Origin of the sequence: Gulosibacter sediminis, from assembly GCF_014904065.1 — a bacterium.
Classification (GTDB): Bacteria; Actinomycetota; Actinomycetes; order Actinomycetales; family Microbacteriaceae; genus Gulosibacter; species Gulosibacter sediminis.
On the sequence record NZ_JACXJG010000010.1, the window covers coordinates 138,323 to 155,088 of the forward strand.

Below are 16,766 nucleotides of genomic sequence, written 5' to 3' on the forward strand. Positions count from 1 at the left end.
CCGGGGAGGGCGGCTTGGCAGGGCGGATGCGCCAGCCGGCTGCACTACGCTCAGAACGCTATGTCCCGCCTCGCCACGATGTTCGCTGCGCTCGCCGACACCGCGCTCGCGGTCGTCGTCGGCATTCTTACGCCACTCGCCGTCGCCGCGGCCGGGTGGCTCATTTCTGGCAGCTTCCAGACGACCCCGTGGGAGGTGCCGCTTGCCGCAGCGATGGCGCTGTGGACGCTCGGCCTCACGAGCGCCGTCGGCTTCACAGTGCATCCGGAGGCCTTCCCCTCGCTGCAGCTCGCCGAGCCGTTCGGCTTCGTCGTCTCGCTCGCGCCGCTCGCGATCACGGCCTACATTGCGTGGTTCGCGTGGCGCACCGGCCGCCGCATCGTCGAGGCCGACGAGGACGGGCCGTGGCTGTCGCTCGCGGTCAGCGCGGCCGCCTTCATCATCGGCAACCAGCTCGCGCTCCAGCTCGGCGGCACCGACATCGCCCGCCTCGAGCCGGGCGGGGTCGNCCGCAGGCGGCACGCTCATCTGGGTCGTCGGACTCCTCGCTGGCGCGCGCATCTGGGAGTTTGTGCCCTGGACTCGCCTGCTCGGCGACCGTACCGACGCGATTCTGACCGCCGCATCCCGCGCCCTTCGCCTCGCGCTCGGCTTCGTCGTCGGCTTGTTCGCGCTCGCGAGCGCGCTCGTGCTCGTCGGTCTCGTGCTGAACATGGGCGACATTGTGGGCCTCACGCAGTTGCTTCAGCTCGATGCCTGGGGCAATGTGTCGGTCGGTCTCACCGAGCTGCTCTACCTGCCGACGCTGCTCGTGTGGGCGATCGCGTGGCTGCTCGGTGCGGGCGTCCAGTTCGGCGCCGGCACGATGGCGAATCCCGGGGCGACCGATGCGGGCCCGCTGCCCATCCTGCCGCTGCTCGGCGTCGTGCCCGAGCCGCACACCACCCTGCTCTGGTCGCTGCTCGCGCTGCCGGTGTTGCTCGCGGCGGTGCTGACGATGTGGCTGCGCACGACGACGAAGGGCGCGGATGCGGGGCCCTGGTGGCAGCGCCTCATCGTGCCCGCGTCGGGCGCGATCGTCGCGGCGCTCATCCTCACCTGGCTCGCGTACCTCTCGCGCGGCGCGGTCGGCCCGGGGCGCCTCACCGAATTCGGCCCAGTGCCTTGGCTCGTGCTCGTCTACGCGACCGCGCTGCTGCTCATCGGCGCGGTCGCAGGCGCGTACATCCCCGTGCCCGTCCTCGCGGCCGACGAACTCGAGACACCGGAGGAGCCGGGCGCGTTCCGTGACCTCGCGACCGAAGATCTCGAGGACGTGCGCACCGCCCGCACCCTCCGCGCGGTCGAGGACGACGCCGACCCCTACGCCGAGTTCGATGACCTCGACGGGCCGGCCCGCACCGCCTGGTGGCGGCGGGCCGTCTACGCGACGCAGGATCGCCTCGACGACCTCACCGCCGGCCTCCGACGTACCACCACGGTCGCCCGCGACGCCGACGGCGACGGCAACTGGCCTGAGGAAGATCGCGACCACGCCACCGAGCCGCGCGACCAGTTCGACACCGATGAGCTCGAACGCGGCGAGCTACGTGCTGCCGAGTCTGAGGCTGAGGCTGACGAGTTCGACGACGACGACGAGGATGCGCCGCTCACGGTCGTACGCCGGGCCCGGCAACGATCGGGCGCGGGCAGCGCCATCGCGCATGATGACGACGCGGCCGACGACGCGAGCGACGAGCTCACGAGCGACAACGACGCTGCCCCCGAGCCCACCGCATCCGACCGAGCGACTCGTCAGCGCGACGCTGACCAACGTTCGACGCCCGGTCGCAAGCCCGCGCCGCGCCGTGACCTCGGCGACCTGGCAGACGCACTGCGGCGCCCCGACGAACCCGACATCTACGGAGATATCGACCTTGACGAGGCGCCGCGAGGACCTCGAAAGTAGCGTTACTGCTTGGTGACCTGGTCGTCGCCAAAGTTGGGCGCCTGCTGGCCGTACTGCGGCGCGGCGGCGTCACCCTGCGTCGACTGCGCCGGGTAGTAACCGGCCTGCGCGCCGTACTGCTGGGCCGGCGCCTGCGGCGCATGCTGCGGCTGCTCGGGCGTCCACTGCGAGGCCTGCGCCCCCTGCGACTGCTGCTGCCACTGCTGCGACTGCTGGGGCGCACCGTACTGCGGCGCGGCCTGCTGGCCGCCGAACTGCCCCGCGGCCGACTGGCCGCCGGCCTGCTGCTGCGCATCCTGGTTGCCCTTGCGGGTCACGACGGCGACGATGAGCAGAATGATGCCGAGCGGGATGAGAATGACCGGACCCCACACCTGCACCATGAGGCGCACGTTGCTCGCACCGTTCGTGCCCTCGGTGACCCAGAAGACATCCATGAAGTCGATGCCGGGGTACTCGGCTACCGTGCGGGCGGTGTTGAAGATGTTGAGCGCGAGCAGCACGATGCCGATGACGAGCGAGCTGAGCCCGAAGCGAACGAACGGGTTGGCCTGTTTGCGGAACATTTTGGGGGGTCTCCTCGAAGTCGTCCGGCGCTCGTGCGCCGTGTCTCCTCAAATCATTCCGGTCGGATGCTCGGGGCGGATCGGTCGACGGATGTACTGCCTGGCCTACCGCGCGCGCATTTCCTACCGAGTGGGGCCGCGGCGGCTTCCCGCGGCGTCCAGTCGCGTGCCGCGTAGAATTGCCTGGTGCTTAAGGTCGTCGTGCTCATCTCCGGAACCGGATCGAACCTTCGCGCGCTCCTCGACGGCCTCGACGAGGCGCGCGCGAGCGATGCGCCCATCGCCGCCGAGATCGTCGCGATCGGCGCCGACACCGAGCGGGCGAACCTCGCACTCGGCGACGAGCGGGGCATCGCGACCTTCGTCGTCGCGCCGGGCGCGTACCCCGACCGCGCCGCGTGGGGGGATGCGCTGCTCGCCAAGGTGCGCGAGTTCGGCCCCGACCTGACGATCCTTTCGGGCTTCATGCGTCTCGTGCCGCCGCGCGTCGTCGACGCACTCGCGCCCGAGCTGCTCAACACGCATCCCGCGTATCTGCCCGAGTTCCCCGGCGCGCACGCCGTGCGCGATGCCCTCGAGGCCGGCGCCAACGAAACTGGCGCCACGATCATGATCGTCGACAACGGTGTCGATACGGGCCCCATCATCGACCAGCGCCGCATCGCCATCACCCCCGATGACACCGAGGTGACGCTGCACGAACGCATCAAGGTCGTCGAGCGGCAGCTGCTGCTCGACACGGTGCGACACCTCGCCGCCGGCACCCTGAACCTGAAGGAGATCGCATCATGAGCGCCCCGAAAATCACCGAACCCCGTCGCGAGCGCGACCGCATCGAGATCCGCCGCGCTCTGATCTCCGTCTCGGACAAGACCGACCTCGAGCGCCTCGCGACCGCGCTCGGCGAGGCCGGCGTCGAAATCGTCTCGACCGGCTCGACCGCGGGGCGCATCCGCGACCTCGGCGTGGCCGTGACCGACGCCGCCGACGTCACCGGCTTCCCCGAGATGCTCGACGGCCGCGTCAAGACGCTGCACCCGGCGATTCACGGCGGCCTGCTCGCCGACCTACGCCTCGCGTCGCACGAGCAGCAGCTCGGCGNAGTTCGACATCAAACCCTTCGACCTCGTTGTCGTGAATCTCTACCCATTCGCCGAGACCGTCGCCTCGGGCGCGCAGGGCGACGACGTGGTCGAGCAGATCGACATCGGCGGTCCCGCGATGGTGCGCGCCTCGGCGAAGAACCACGCGAACGTGGCGATCGTCGTGTCGCCGGCGAGCTACGACGAGGTCATTGCCGCGCTGGGCGACGGCGGCACGACGCTTGCGCAGCGCCGCGACCTCGCGGCCGCAGCCTTCGCGCACACCGCGGAGTACGACACCAACGTCTCGAACTGGTTCAAGCGCGAGCTCGCTGCTGCGGCCGAGGCGGATGCGCCTGCCGCGCTGCCCGAGCAGCTCAAGGTCGTCGCGGCCGAGCGCACCCCGCTGCGCTACGGCGAGAACTCGCACCAGCAGGCGGCGCTTTACCGCCTCGCCGACGGCCACGGCATCGCCCAGGCGACGCAGCTGCACGGCAAGGAGATGTCGTATAACAACTACGTCGACGCCGATGCCGCCGTGCGCGCCGCCTACGACTTCGCTGAGCCCGCCGTCGCGATCATCAAGCACGCGAACCCCTGTGGCATCGCGATCGCGCCCGCCGACCTTGACGACGCCGCGGCCATCGCCGAGGCACACCGCCGCGCGCACGCGACCGACCCCGTGTCGGCCTTCGGCGGCGTCGTCGCCGCGAACCGCGAGGTGTCGGCCGAGATGGCGCAGACCCTGAGCGAAATCTTCACCGAGGTTGTCGTCGCCCCCGGCTTCGCCGACGAGGCGCGCGAGATCCTCTCGCGCAAGAAGAACATCCGCCTGCTCGAGCTGCCCGAGGGCTACGCGCGTGAGGCGCTCGAGCTGCGCCAGATCTCGGGTGGCCTGCTCGCGCAGACCCCCGACACCTACGCGCCCGAGGGCATCAGCGCGAGCTGGGAGCTCGTCACCGGCGGGGCCGCCGACGAGGCGACCCTGCGCGACCTCGAATTCGCGTGGAAGGCCGTGCGCGCCGTGAAGTCGAACGCGATCCTGCTCGCCCACGACGGCGCCGCGGTCGGCGTCGGCATGGGCCAGGTCAACCGCGTCGACTCGTGCCACCTCGCGGTGAACCGTGCGGGCGAGCGCGCGAGCGGCTCGGTCGCCGCATCCGACGCCTTCTTCCCCTTCGCCGACGGCCTCGAAACCCTCATCGCGGGCGGCGTGCGCGCCGTCGTGCAGCCGGGAGGCTCGATTCGCGACGACGAGGTGAAGGCGGCCGCCGAGCAGGCCGGCATCACGATGTACTTCACCGGCGAACGCCACTTCTTCCACTAACCCCGCGCAGCCCTCCCCGCCGCCGACTCAGAAAGCCCGATTTGTCTCAGCAGTCCACTCCGAAACCCCAGCTCGCCATCGTCGCGCTCGCCGCGCTCGCGGCGGCCGGGGTGACGCTCGCCGCGACCCTGTTTAAGACGAACGAACGCGACCTCACCTTCTCTGTGTCGGTGTGGGACACGTTCTCGAACGCGTTCGGCATCGCCGTCGTGCCGGTGCTGATCTACTTCGTCGCGCTCGCGATCTTCGGCCTCTTCGGCTGGCTGCGCAACTGGTGGCGCGGGCTCATCGCGGGCACGGTGTCGATCATCATCGGCGGCGCGCTCGGGTACCTGCTGCAGATCGTCTCAAACGGGGTCGACCTCAACGGCGACGCCTGGGCGGCGATCTTCAGCGAGTTCCTCGGCCTCAACTTCCCGTTGCTCGTCTCGGGGATGCTCTCGGCGACCTTCGTCGCCCCCGCGGCCCTGCGCACGCTCGCGNCGGTGGCCGGCGAGCCCGCACGTTACGCTGCGGCCGCGAGCGGCGAGGCAACCGCCTCGACGTTCGACTCCGGCTCGGCGTTCCTGCGCATCCCCTCGGACGCGCTGCTCGAGCGACTCGGTGACGAATCGGACGATGCGAACGAGCAGTGGGAGGCCCTCGTCTCGGCATTCGAGCAGCACGACTGGGGCACGCAGGCCGTGCCGGGCGGCGACGAGGACGATGAGCGGTCGGTGCTGCTCGGCGACACCGCACTCGTGCTCGGCGAGCAGGTCATCATGGCTCGCCCGAAGCACGGCGAGGCCCGCGCGAGCCTCATCGCCGTGCGCGAAACCCTCGAGACCGCGGGTGCCGTGTTCGACGAGCTTGAGGCCCCCGCCGAGTTCAACCCGGCCGACGTCGTGCAGGCCGAAGGCGTGCTCTATGTCGGTGTCGGCGGCACGACGAATAAGTCGGCCGTGCGCGGTCTGCGCCGCCTGCTTGGTGACCGCGGCTATCGCGTCGTCGGCGTGCCGATGATCGGCTCGGTGCTGCTCAGCGAGGCGCTCAGCGTGCTGCCCGACGGCACTCGACTCATCTGGCGCGAGGCGCTCGAGACCCCCGATGTGCTCGGCGACTGCCTCATCGCCCCCGAGCCCGCGGGCGCCGCGGTGCTCGCGCTCTCGCCGACGGCGCTCGCCGTGTCAGCCGACGCCCCGAGCACGGCAGACCTGCTCGAAGACCTCGGCTACGAGGTCGAGCGGCTCGACATCAGCGCCTTCGCACAGGTCGGCGGCACGCTGCCGCGGCTCTCGCTGCGTTCGCGCGACTAGGCCATGAACGAAGAACCCCGCGACCAATGGTCGCGGGGTTCTTCGTTGCGTCGCCGTGCGCGGGCGCCCTAGGAGATCTTGCGGATGCCGATGACCTCGCCGTACTGCGTCTCGCCGACAATCTCGAAGCCCATCGCGGTGAAGAACTTGCCGGGGCCGAGGTCGCCGTCTTCCCAGACCGCGACCACCTGGTCGAAGCCGCGGTTGACGGCCTCGTCGACCACCGCGTCCACCGCGAACCGGCCGATGCCGCGGCGCTGCTGCGTGGCGTCGACGTTCATACGGAGGATCGTGGCTCGGTAGAGCTCATCTGCCGCCTCTTCGTTGAACGTCGCCATGATGAAGGCGACGATGTTGCCGTCGGCCTCGACCACGCGCGGCCACATGGTCTCTTGGTTGACGTAGGCCTCGGCAATCGAGTGCGAAACGGGGGCAACGAATGCCTCCTGCCCGGGCTTGAGCGTGAGGGCGTTAGCGGCGACGACGTTGTCGGCGGTCAGCGGGGCGATGCGCATCTCAGTCATGTTCGCAGCGTACCTGGAAGTCTTGAAACCGCCCGGGGTGTTTACCAGGATGAAGCGAAACTCGCACGTGACGGCAACCTAGACTGAACGGAGGTTTGTTGATGGCGCGCTGGCACAGGCCGGCTGCACACGGGGAGGTCGGGATGACTCAGGAGGCGACAGGCGGCTTGCGAGAGCTCACGGTGCTGGTGCGCTCGGACGGCGAAGGCGAGCTGCGCGATGGCGGACGAGTGACCCGGATGCGCGCGGCGGATTCCGACGAACTCCGCGGCATGCTCATGGAGCGGGCGCTCGCGGTCGCGTTCGACGAGGGCATCGAGGTGCACGTGACGACGATCGACGTCGATGGCGTTTATGACTTGCTTTGCACGGCAGACGGCCAGGTCGACGAGGTCGGCGATATGCGACCGCTGCAGCCGGGGGACAACGACCTCACGCCCGAGGCGCCGATCCGTCAGACCGACGGCGGCTACGCGTCGCTGTTCGGACTTGACGTCGACGAGCCGTCGACCGACGTTGATGCGCCGAGCGTGCCCGTGCACGAGACCGAGCGACTGCCGCGCGAGGCCATGATGGCCAAGCTCGACTACGACGAACTGCTGCGTGGCGAAGAGACGGCGCAGGACGAAGACGCCGCGCTCTCGACGCAGGGGCTGTTCGACGGCGCGAAGACCGGCCCGGTGCCGGTCGGCGAGGCTGACGAGTTGCTCGACGAGGAAGTCGACGATGAGTTCCACGATGAGGGGCTCGACCACGAGTTCGACGAGCTTGACGAGCAGCAGGCCGTGACCGAGCAGGCCGAAGCCGAGCAGGATGTGGCTGAGCAGGCTGAGGAGTCGGGCGAAACCGACCCCGCCGACTCCGACGTTAAGGGCGACAAGCCGCCGTTCGAGCAGACCCCGGGCTCGAAGCCGCCGGTGTGGCGTGACCGCCCCGCCGATGCGGAGCCTCCCGTCTGGCACGACCAGGACGCCACGGTCGAAGACGCCGCCGACACCGCCGAGTGGCAGCCGAACTTCCTGCGCGGCCGCGGTCGCGACACCGGCGCCGCACCCGAGGCGACGCCACACCAGAGCCCCGCGGCCGCTCGCGCCGCGCAGGCCGCCGCGAGCGTCGCAGCCGAGCACGGCGGCAGCCACGACCGACGGGGCACGCCGCCGAAGCCCGAACACCGACCGAACACCGAGGGAGTGCCGACCCTCGACGACTTCTTCGCCGAGAAGTCGCCGGCGCGCAAGCGGCCCGCCGAGCAGGGATGGCGCGCGAACCTGCGCCGCATGACCGGCGGGCTCATCACGCTCGGCCCGGGCGCGAAGGAGCGCAGCCGTCGCGACGAGATCGCGTCGATTCAGCGCACCTTCCAGGGCCCGCGCACGATCGTCGTGATGAACCCGAAGGGTGGCGCCCACAAGACCACCGCGACACTGATGATCGCGGCGACCTTCGGCACCATGCGCGGCGGCTACACGCTCGCGTGGGATAACAACGAGACCCGCGGCACCCTCGGGTGGCGCTCGCGCCCCGGCGTGAACAAGAACACCGCCGTCGACCTGCTGCGCGAGCTGCCGCGCTTCGAGATCTCGGGCGGCATGACGATCGCCGACGTCGACCGCTACGTGCGCAACCAGGGCGACGCGAAGTTCGACGTGCTCGCGAGCGATGACGACGCGGCGAGCGCCGCGATCATCGACGACGACGCGTTCAGCCGCCTGCACACCGTGCTGTCGCGCTTCTACCGCATCATGGTCATCGACACGGGCAACAACATGCGCGCCTCGAACTGGGAGGCCGCGCTCGACGTCGCCGACCAGCTCGTCATCGTGTCGACGGCACGCGAAGACACGGCGGCATCGGCCGCGTGGCTCGCCGACGGCCTGCGTGAGCGTGGCTACGGTGACAAGCTTGCGAACGCCGTGACGATTCTCTCGTCGCCCTCCGAGAAGGAAGACACCGACCTCACCCTGAAGCTCACCTCGCACTTCCAGCAGCTCACGCGCGCCGTCGTGTCGGTGCCGTACGACCAGGAGTTCGTGGGCGGCGGCGAGCTCGACATCCCGAGCCTGCAGCCCGGCACCCTCGAAGCCTGGCGCCACGCGGCGGCCGTCATCTCGCAGGGGCTGTAGCGCGCATCCGGGTGCCGCGAGGCATCTAGGCTAGAGGTATGTTGCGTGTTGTAGCGGGAGAGCAGTCGGCCACCCCGGCCGAAATGGATGCCATCGTTGCCGGGCTCGACGAGCGCGCGGGGGTCATTCTCGCGTCGGGCGTCGAATACCCGGGCCGTTACACACGATGGGACATCGGCTTCATCGACCCGCCGCTCTCGCTCGAGGGCCGCGGGTTCGAGCTGCGGATGCGCGCGCTCAACGACCGCGGGCGGGTGCCGCTCGCGTGCTTCACCGACGCGCTCGAAGCCGCCGNACGGCATTGACGTCCAGCGGGTCGACGAGACCGACACGCGTATTCGTGTCACCCCACAGCGCGACGAACTGCTCCCCGAAGAGCAGCGCACGCGCCGCCGCTCGAGCTTCACGGTGCTGCGGGTCATTCTCGAGCAGTTGCCAAAGGACTCGGGCCGGCACTTCGGCCTCTACGGCGCGTTCGGCTACGACCTCGTGCGGCAGATCGAGACGCTCGCCGAGCCCGCGGGCGGCGAGCAGCGCGACCTCGCGGTGTATCTGCCCGACAGCATCCTTGCCGTTGACCGACAGCGCGGCGACGCGCGTCGCTACGACTTTGACTTTGACTACGAGGGCGCCTCGACCATCGGCGTCGCCCGCAGCGAGACCGTGTCGCCATTCACCGCGGCGCCGGCCTCGGCCGAGGCGAGCCGCGACCACGCGCCGGGGGAGTATGCCGCGCTCGTGCGTGAGGCGAAGCATTCGTTCGCGCGCGGTGACCTGTTCGAGGTCGTGCCGGGCCAGGCGTTCCGTCGCCCCGTGCGCACCTCGCCGGCGCAGGTGTTCCGCAACCTCGTGCGCGACAACCCCGCGCCCTACGGCGCGCTCATGAACCTTGGCGACAACGAGTTTCTCGTCACCGCGAGCCCCGAGATGTTCGTGCGTGTGCACGGCTCGCGGGTCGAGACCGCGCCGATCTCGGGCACAATCGCCCGCGGCGCCGATGCGATCGAGGATGCCGACCGCATCCGCACCCTGCTCAACTCTGACAAGGACGCCTCGGAGCTCACGATGTGCACCGACGTCGACCGCAACGATAAGTCGCGCATCTGCGAGCCCGACAGCATCCGCATCATCGGGCGCCGCCAGGTCGAGCTCTACTCGAAGGTGATCCACACCGTCGACCACGTCGAGGGCAGGCTGCGCGAAGGCTTCGACGGGCTCGACGCGATCGCGACGCACATGTGGGCCGTGACCGTGACCGGGGCCCCGAAGATCTGGGCGATGCGGTTCATCGACGAGCACGAGCGCTCGCCGCGCACCTGGTACGCCGGCGCGCTCGGGGTGCTCTATGCCGACGGCGACGTCAACACCGGCCTGACAATTCGCGCGGCGATGATCCGCGGGGGCATCGCCGAGGTGCGCGCCGGTGGCACGCTGCTCATCGACTCGACGCCCGAAGACGAAGAGCGCGAGACCGAGATGAAGGCGCAGGCGCTGATCGAGGCGATTGCGGCGGGCCCGGATGCGACGGCCGCGGCCGAAACTGAGACCGAGCCGGTCGCCGCGAGCGGCGCGGGGCACCGCATTCTCATGTTCGACCACGAGGACTCGTTCGTGCAGATGCTTGCCGGCTACCTGCGCGCGACCGGCGCCGAGGTGCGCACGGTGCGCGTGCCGCGGGGTGGGCTTTCGGAGGTCGACATTCAGGCCGCGCTCGACGACGCCGACCCGAGCCTCGTCGTGATGTCGCCGGGGCCTGGCAACCCGCGCGACTTCGAGGATGCGCGCATCCTCGCCGCCGTCNACGCTCGCGGCCTCGCCGTATTTGGCGTGTGCCTCGGGCAGCAGGCGATCGGCGAGTACTTCGGGGCGTCGCTCGGCCAGCTCGGGTATCCGCTGCACGGCAAGGAGCGCGATGCGGTGCGAGTGGCCGAGGGGTTCCTCGACGAACTGCCCGAGCGCATCGTGACCGGCCGCTATCACTCGCTGTATATCGATCCGGCGACGCTGCCCGACGAACTCGTCGTCGTCGCGAGCGACGACGACGGCGTGCCGATGGCGATTCAGCACCGCGAGCAGCCGTGGTTCGCGGTGCAATTCCACCCCGAATCGCTCATGACGCTGCGCGATGCGGCAGGTCGCCGCATCATCGACGCGGTGTTCGAGCGCATCCCCGTGCCGCAACTTTCGGCGCGCTAGCCGGGCGTGTTGCGCGGGCCTGCTTCGACGGGTCGCAGCGTGGACGCAATGTGCCGTGAAACCCTTGGTCCGGCGGGTTTTTGGGTGCAATTTGTCACGTGATGAATGGTTGCGAACAAACCGGTCAAAATTGGGGCATATTCGTCGGCGCGTCGATTACCAACCGTTCACCGATTGAGCCCAAAATCGAGCGGTGAATACGCGTATTGATTTCCGTTACCTCTCCGAAGACGACACGATCGCCGCTGGAGTGATGGACATGGCCGCCTGCGTCGATGCGATGGAAGAGACCTTCGCGCTCTACGCCGCCGGCGACTACCGCATGGCCGGCCCGAACAACGACTCGCACGGCGCCCGCATGATTTTCCCCGATGACCCGCCGTTCGAGAATATGCCCGCGAACAGCGACGACCGCCGCTTTACCGCGATGCCGGCCTACCTCGGTGGCTCGTTCGGCACGACGGGCGTGAAGTGGTACGGCTCGNCAAGGGCCTGCCGCGCTCGATCCTCATGTTCATGCTCAACGACACCGACACGGCGGCACCGCTCGCGCTCATGTCGGCGAACCTGCTCTCGGCGATGCGCACCGGCGCCGTCTCTGGCGTCGCCGCGCGGCACTTCGCGCGCGGCGACTCGCGGGTCGCCGGCGTGATCGGCCCGGGCGTCATGGGACGCACGACGCTCGCCGCGCTCGCTGTGGCATGCCCGATGCTCGACACCGTCAAGGTGCGCGGCCGCAGCCAGCAGGGCATCGACGACTTCCGCGCGTGGGTGGCCGAGTTCGTGCCGCAGATTACGACGATCGAGCAGGTCGACCGCGACGAAGACGCCGTGCGCGGCTGCGACGTCGTTGCCGTCTGCACGACCGCGAAGGCGGGCGACGTTGACGCGTACCCGATGATCCGGCGCGAGTGGCTCGAGGCGGGCGCGTTCGTGACGATGCCGGCCGCCGCGAACATCGACGAGGGCCTCGAGGCGCAAGAGGTGCGCAAGGTTGTCGACTCGTACGGTCTCTACGAAGCGTGGGGCATGGAATTCCCGACACCGACGCACCACCACGTCGGCATCATCGGCAACAAGTTCCTCGACCTCGTCTCTGAAAACAAGCTGCGTCACTGGGACATCGAGGAGCTCGGCCCCGTCGTCGAACGCCGCACCGAGGGGCGCCGCACGCCCGAGGAGATCGTGCTCGTGTCGATCGGCGGCCTGCCGATCGAGGACGTCGCGTGGGGCACCGTGCTGTACCGCAACGCCCTTGAGCGGGGCATCGGCACGAGCCTGCCGCTCTGGCAGACACCGGCACTCGTCTGACACCGCGCGACGGCGGTCATCGCCGTCGCGTGACCCAGCTGTCCCATAGACGGCGCAGGGGGTATATATCCCTTCTGCGTCNCCTCTGGGGCAGCTGGGACACGGCAGCCGAGTGAAGCGGCGCTAGAAGGCCCGGTAGTCGACCTTTTCGAGGCGGGGGCCGCGGCGTGGGCGGCGCGGGCCAGCCGCGAGCAGCAGGCGCACGGCGCGGAAGCGCTGGCCGCGCCACGGTTCGAGCGCGGCGAGCATCTCGTCGTCGCTGAAGTCGCGGCCCTCGAGCGCGTGGCCGACGTACTTGCGCAGGTGATAGTCGCCGACCGACACAGCATCGGCGTCGCCGAGGGCGCGCTGCGCGAGCTCCGCGCTGGTCCAGCGGCCCACGCCCGGAAGCGACTCGAGCCGCTCTCGGGCCACGGCGGCGGGGTGCTGTGCGAGCCGGTCGATGGCGCTCGCACGCTCGGCGAGCCGCGCGACGGTGCGGCTGCGCGCCGGTTCGACGCCCGCGCGGTGCCACTCCCAGCTCGGCACGCGTCGCCACGCGGCGGCGGACGGCGCCACGCGCATGTGGGCCGCGAGCTCGGGCGGCAGCGGACCGGGTGCGGCCTCGCCGAAGCGCAGCACAAGGCGCCGGTATGACGCCGTCGCCTGCTGCACGATCACCTTTTGCTCGAGCACCACGGGAACGAGTTCGGCGAACACCGCGCCGGTGCGGGGCACACGCATGCCGCTCGCGCGCCGAAACTCGGCCCGGACCTCAGGAAGTAGCGGGTCGAAGCCCGCGGCGTCGTCGGCCGCCCCGCAGATCTCGGGCGCGGCCTCGAGTGCCGCCTCGGCGCCGTCGCCCCACGCGCGGGCGCGCAGCGTGCCGCCCGCGAGCTGCGTGAGCCGCAGTGTTGCGCTGGTATCGCCGAAGCGGCGGGCGAGCAACGCATCCGTGCCGCCCGCAAGCCACTGGAACGTTGGATCCCCGGCGCCGTGCTGCAGCGCCGACAGGGTGAGCCCCAGATCGGTACGGTGCGGCGGCTGCCACTCGCGCTCAAGGAAACTGCTCATGTGAACATGCTCCTCCGAGGCTCCGACACGGCCGGGCAGGCGCGCGGTTGATGCACAACGATGGTCGTGCCGAGATTGGCAAGTGGGGCGCGCCGCCGACACCGCCCGAACGACCCGCGGCTAGCGGAAGACGATCGTGCGGTGCCCGTCGAGCAGGATGCGGTGCTCGGCGAACCACTTCACGGCCTGCGTGAGGGTACGCGACTCTTCGTCCTGGCCCATGGCCTGCAGCTCGGCGACGGTGTCGGCGTGGTCGACGCGGCGCACGTTCTGCTCGATGATCGGGCCCTCGTCGAGGTCGGTGGTCACAAAGTGGGCGGTCGCGCCGACGAGCTTCACGCCTCGAGCGTGGGCCTGACGGTATGGGTTCGCGCCCTTGAAGCCGGGCAGGAACGAGTGGTGGATGTTGATGAGCCGACCCTCGAGCGCGGCGCAGAGCTCGGGCGAGACGATCTGCATGTAGCGAGCGAGCACGACGAGCTCGATGTCGTCGCTCTCGACGACTTCGAGCACACGGCGCTCGAAGTCGGCCTTCTCTTGCGCGTTGCGCACGGGGCGGAACTCGAACGGCACATCGTAGAAGCCGGCCAGCTTGCCGAGCACTTCGTGGTTCGCCATGACCCGAGGAACGGTGATCGGCAGGTAGCCCGCACGCTGACGAAACAGCAGGTCGTTCACGGCGTGCTCGGCCTTCGAGCCGAGCACGAGCGTGCGCAGCGGGCGGTGTGCCTCGTCGATGTGCACCTCGGCCCGCAGGGCGTCGCGCACCTCGTAGATGCCGGCCTCGAAGTCGGCACGGCTCGACGAGGTCTCGACCTCGCAGCGCAGGAAGAAGCGGCCGGCATCGAGCGACGAGAACTGCTGCAGCTCGACAATGTTGCCGCCTCCGCGCGTGATCGCTCCCGTGAGCTCGTGCACGATTCCGGGCTGATCGTCGCAGACGAGGGTCAGCACAAGGTGCGAAGCGGGCGATGCGGCGGCGTTCGAGGGCGTGTCAGTCACCGCACCAGCGTAGCCTCAGAGCGTGCCAGAAACCTCGTCACGCGCGCCAGAACGGCCGTTTCCGCTGATCCCGCTCATCACGCTCGCCGCCGCGACATTCCTCTCGGTGACGGTCGAGATGCTGCCCACGGGGCTCATGCCGCTCATGTCAGCGGGACTCGGCGCGAGCGAGTCGCAGATCGGCCTGCTCATGACGATCTTCGCGTTCACCGTTGTCGCACTGTCGACGCCGCTCGTCTACCTGCTGCAGCGGGTGCCGAAGCGCATCCTGCTCGTCGGCGTGCTCACGGCCTTCGCGATCGGCACAATCGGCACCGCGTTCGCGCCGAGCTACACCATCGTCGTGCTCACCCGCATCTTCACGGGCGCCGCACACGGCGTCTTTTGGGCGACCGTGACGTCGTACACCGGCGCGCTCGTCACCTCGAAACAGCTCACGAAGGCGGTGTCGATCACGGGCGGCGGCGGTGGCCTCGCGTTCGTGCTCGGCGTGCCGCTCGGCACCGCGCTCGGGCAGGTGCTCGGCTGGCGCACGACGTTCTTCGCGATCGCCGCGCTCTGCGTGCTCGTCGCGGCGCTGCTCTGGTTCGTGCTGCCGAAACGGGTCGAGGAGCAACCCGAGACCTCTGCCATCGAGGTCGTGCCCGCCCCGCAGCCGATTGGTGACGTCGAGAAGACCGGCCTCGACGGCCCTCGGGTGCCACGGCCAACCCGCTCGATGTATCTCGTCGCCCTGCTCATATTGCTGTGCGCGCTGACGATGTCGGGCAACTACTCCTTCTACTCCTACATCTCGCCGTACCTGCTCGGCATTGTCTCGCTGCCGCCCGAGTGGCTCGCGACCGCACTCTTCGCCTTCGGCATCACCTCGGCGCTGGCGACGATGATCACCGGCCTGCTCTTCTCGAACCGGTCAACGCTCGGCCTTGCGGTCGCGTACGCCTGCATGCTGCTCGGCGCGGGGAGCCTCGCGTTCGCGCCGCAGGTGCTGCCGCTCGTCGTCGTGGGGCTCGGGCTCTGGGGCGCCGGGATGGGCTTCCTCCCGACCCTGCTCCAGTCGCGCCTGCTCGCGGTTGCGCCACGCAAGCACCGCGACCTCTCAAGCGCGCTCTACACCTCGGGCTTCAACCTCGGCATCGGCTCGGGCGCGTTCATCGGCGGCCTCCTCCTCGACGACTACGGCATCTGGTCGGTCGCGCCCGCCTTCCTCACCCTGGTCGGCTGCGCATTCATCGGCATGATGGTGATGGACTTTCGGCAGCGACGCGCGGCGGTCGCAACCCCGCCCATCCGCTGATTCGCGGCGCCGCGGCCAGCGAGCGCGAGCCGGCGTGCGCTAGCCTGGCCGAAGACACGGGGTGCCCCACCGAGGGGCTGAGATCACACCCGAGAACCTGATCGAGTTCGCACTCGCGGAGGGATGTCGCGGCGACGTTGGTACGTCGGCACGCGCCGGCTTGCTGGCGTCGCATTCGTCCTCGTGGCGGCTCAGGAAGCCGAGGTCGACCATGATTGCCAACGTTCTCTCGATTGCCGGAACCGACCCGAGCGGCGGCGCGGGCATCCAAGCCGACCTCAAGGCCTTCGCGGCGCAGGGCGCGTACGGCATGAGCGTGATCACCGCGGTCGTCGCGCAGAACACGCACGGGGTGCGCGACATCGTCGCCCTCGAGCCCGACTTCGTCGCGGCGCAGCTCGCCGCGGTGACCGACGATGTACGCGTGGACGCGATCAAGATCGGCATGGTCGCGAACGCGGGCATCGTCGCGGCGATCGCGCGCGGCCTCGACACGGTGCCTGAGGTGCCGGTCGTGCTCGACCCGGTGATGGTCGCGAAGAGCGGCGACCACCTGCTCGCGCAGGACACGGTGGCGGCGATCCGTGACGAGCTGCTGCCGCGGGCCACCGTCATCACTCCAAATCTGCCCGAGGGCTCCGTGCTCGCGGGCGGCGCCGAACCCCGCGACGTCGAGGGGATGCGCGAGCTGCTCCAGCGCCTGCGCGGTTGCGGCAGCGAGTGGGTGTTGCTCAAGGGCGGGCACCTCGCGGGGGAGGCGAGCGTTGACCTGCTCGCGAGCGGGCACGCCGACGAGCCGCGCGTGCGCGAGTACGCGGCCCCGCGCATCCGCACCCGCAACACCCACGGCACGGGCTGCACCCTCTCGGCCGCGATCGCGGCGCTCCTACCACGGCACGACGTGCCCACGAGCGTTGAGCTGGCGAAGCGGTACCTCACGGGCGCGCTGCGGCACGCCGACGAACTCGAGGTGGGTTCGGGGCACGGGCCGGTGCATCACTTTCATGAGCTCTGGCCCGTGCCCGCGGTCGTTGGCGCGTAG

The 16,766-nt window shown here is 69.9% G+C and carries 10 protein-coding genes, 3 pseudogenes and 1 riboswitch; of the genes and pseudogenes, 9 read left to right on the forward strand and 4 right to left on the reverse strand.

The genetic code is table 11. From position 1 onward, the window contains the following. Positions 1–78: 78 nt before the first annotated feature. A pseudogene (locus ID132_RS15205) lies at positions 79–408 on the forward strand (cell division protein PerM); the annotation flags it as partial. Then, positions 347–1,948: a cell division protein PerM gene (locus ID132_RS06300; RefSeq protein ID WP_413229354.1), complete on the forward strand. Its 1,602-nt coding sequence runs from the start codon at positions 347–349 to the stop codon at positions 1,946–1,948. The pseudogene ID132_RS15205 and the gene ID132_RS06300, both read left to right, overlap by 62 nt. Positions 1,949–1,950: 2 nt before the next feature. On the opposite strand, the gene ID132_RS06305 is transcribed toward ID132_RS06300, so the two are convergent. Beyond that, positions 1,951–2,514: a hypothetical protein gene (locus ID132_RS06305; RefSeq protein WP_125107060.1), complete on the reverse strand. Its 564-nt coding sequence runs from the start codon at positions 2,512–2,514 to the stop codon at positions 1,951–1,953. Positions 2,515–2,700: 186 nt separating this feature from the next. Between ID132_RS06305 and purN the strand changes: the two genes are divergently transcribed. Then, the gene (gene purN, locus ID132_RS06310) at positions 2,701–3,306 is read left to right on the forward strand and encodes a phosphoribosylglycinamide formyltransferase (RefSeq protein WP_193128137.1); all 606 of its coding nucleotides are present in this window, start codon (positions 2,701–2,703) and stop codon (positions 3,304–3,306) included. Beyond that, positions 3,303–4,923: pseudogene (gene purH, locus ID132_RS06315) on the forward strand (bifunctional phosphoribosylaminoimidazolecarboxamide formyltransferase/IMP cyclohydrolase). Before purN ends, purH begins: the two are co-directional and overlap by 4 nt. A 1,363-nt stretch (positions 4,924–6,286) precedes the next feature. Here the strand turns inward: purH and ID132_RS06325 are convergent. Further along, the gene (locus tag ID132_RS06325; protein WP_193128139.1) at positions 6,287–6,742 is read right to left on the reverse strand and encodes a GNAT family N-acetyltransferase; all 456 of its coding nucleotides are present in this window, start codon (positions 6,740–6,742) and stop codon (positions 6,287–6,289) included. Between the two features lie 143 nt (positions 6,743–6,885). Between ID132_RS06325 and ID132_RS06330 the strand changes: the two genes are divergently transcribed. From ID132_RS06330 to ID132_RS06340, 3 genes and pseudogenes are all read left to right on the forward strand, one after another. After that, positions 6,886–8,865 carry a MinD/ParA family ATP-binding protein gene (locus ID132_RS06330; protein ID WP_193128140.1) on the forward strand — a complete coding sequence of 660 codons (1,980 nt, stop codon included), beginning with the start codon at positions 6,886–6,888 and terminating at the stop codon, positions 8,863–8,865. Between the two features lie 87 nt (positions 8,866–8,952). After that, positions 8,953–11,061 carry an anthranilate synthase component I gene (locus tag ID132_RS06335; RefSeq protein ID WP_459562445.1) on the forward strand — a complete coding sequence of 703 codons (2,109 nt, stop codon included), beginning with the start codon at positions 8,953–8,955 and terminating at the stop codon, positions 11,059–11,061. A gap of 280 nt (positions 11,062–11,341) precedes the next feature. Continuing rightward, a pseudogene (locus ID132_RS06340) lies at positions 11,342–12,372 on the forward strand (tyramine oxidase subunit B). A gap of 123 nt (positions 12,373–12,495) precedes the next feature. Here the strand turns inward: ID132_RS06340 and ID132_RS06345 are convergent. Both ID132_RS06345 and ID132_RS06350 read right to left on the reverse strand, forming a co-directional pair. Further along, the gene (locus ID132_RS06345; RefSeq protein WP_125107068.1) at positions 12,496–13,425 is read right to left on the reverse strand and encodes a DNA-3-methyladenine glycosylase family protein; all 930 of its coding nucleotides are present in this window, start codon (positions 13,423–13,425) and stop codon (positions 12,496–12,498) included. A 120-nt stretch (positions 13,426–13,545) separates the two neighbouring features. Beyond that, on the reverse strand, positions 13,546–14,427 hold the full coding sequence (locus ID132_RS06350) for a formyltetrahydrofolate deformylase (protein WP_125107069.1): 882 nt from the start codon (positions 14,425–14,427) through the stop codon (positions 13,546–13,548). A 22-nt stretch (positions 14,428–14,449) separates the two neighbouring features. Between ID132_RS06350 and ID132_RS06355 the strand changes: the two genes are divergently transcribed. Together ID132_RS06355 and thiD are read left to right on the forward strand one after the other, a co-directional pair. Further along, complete coding sequence (locus ID132_RS06355) at positions 14,450–15,724, forward strand: MFS transporter (protein ID WP_193128142.1); 1,275 nt, start codon at positions 14,450–14,452, stop codon at positions 15,722–15,724. Between the two features lie 47 nt (positions 15,725–15,771). Beyond that, a riboswitch (TPP riboswitch) is annotated at positions 15,772–15,865 on the forward strand. Between the two features lie 70 nt (positions 15,866–15,935). Continuing rightward, the gene (thiD, locus tag ID132_RS06360) at positions 15,936–16,766 is read left to right on the forward strand and encodes a bifunctional hydroxymethylpyrimidine kinase/phosphomethylpyrimidine kinase (protein ID WP_193128143.1); all 831 of its coding nucleotides are present in this window, start codon (positions 15,936–15,938) and stop codon (positions 16,764–16,766) included.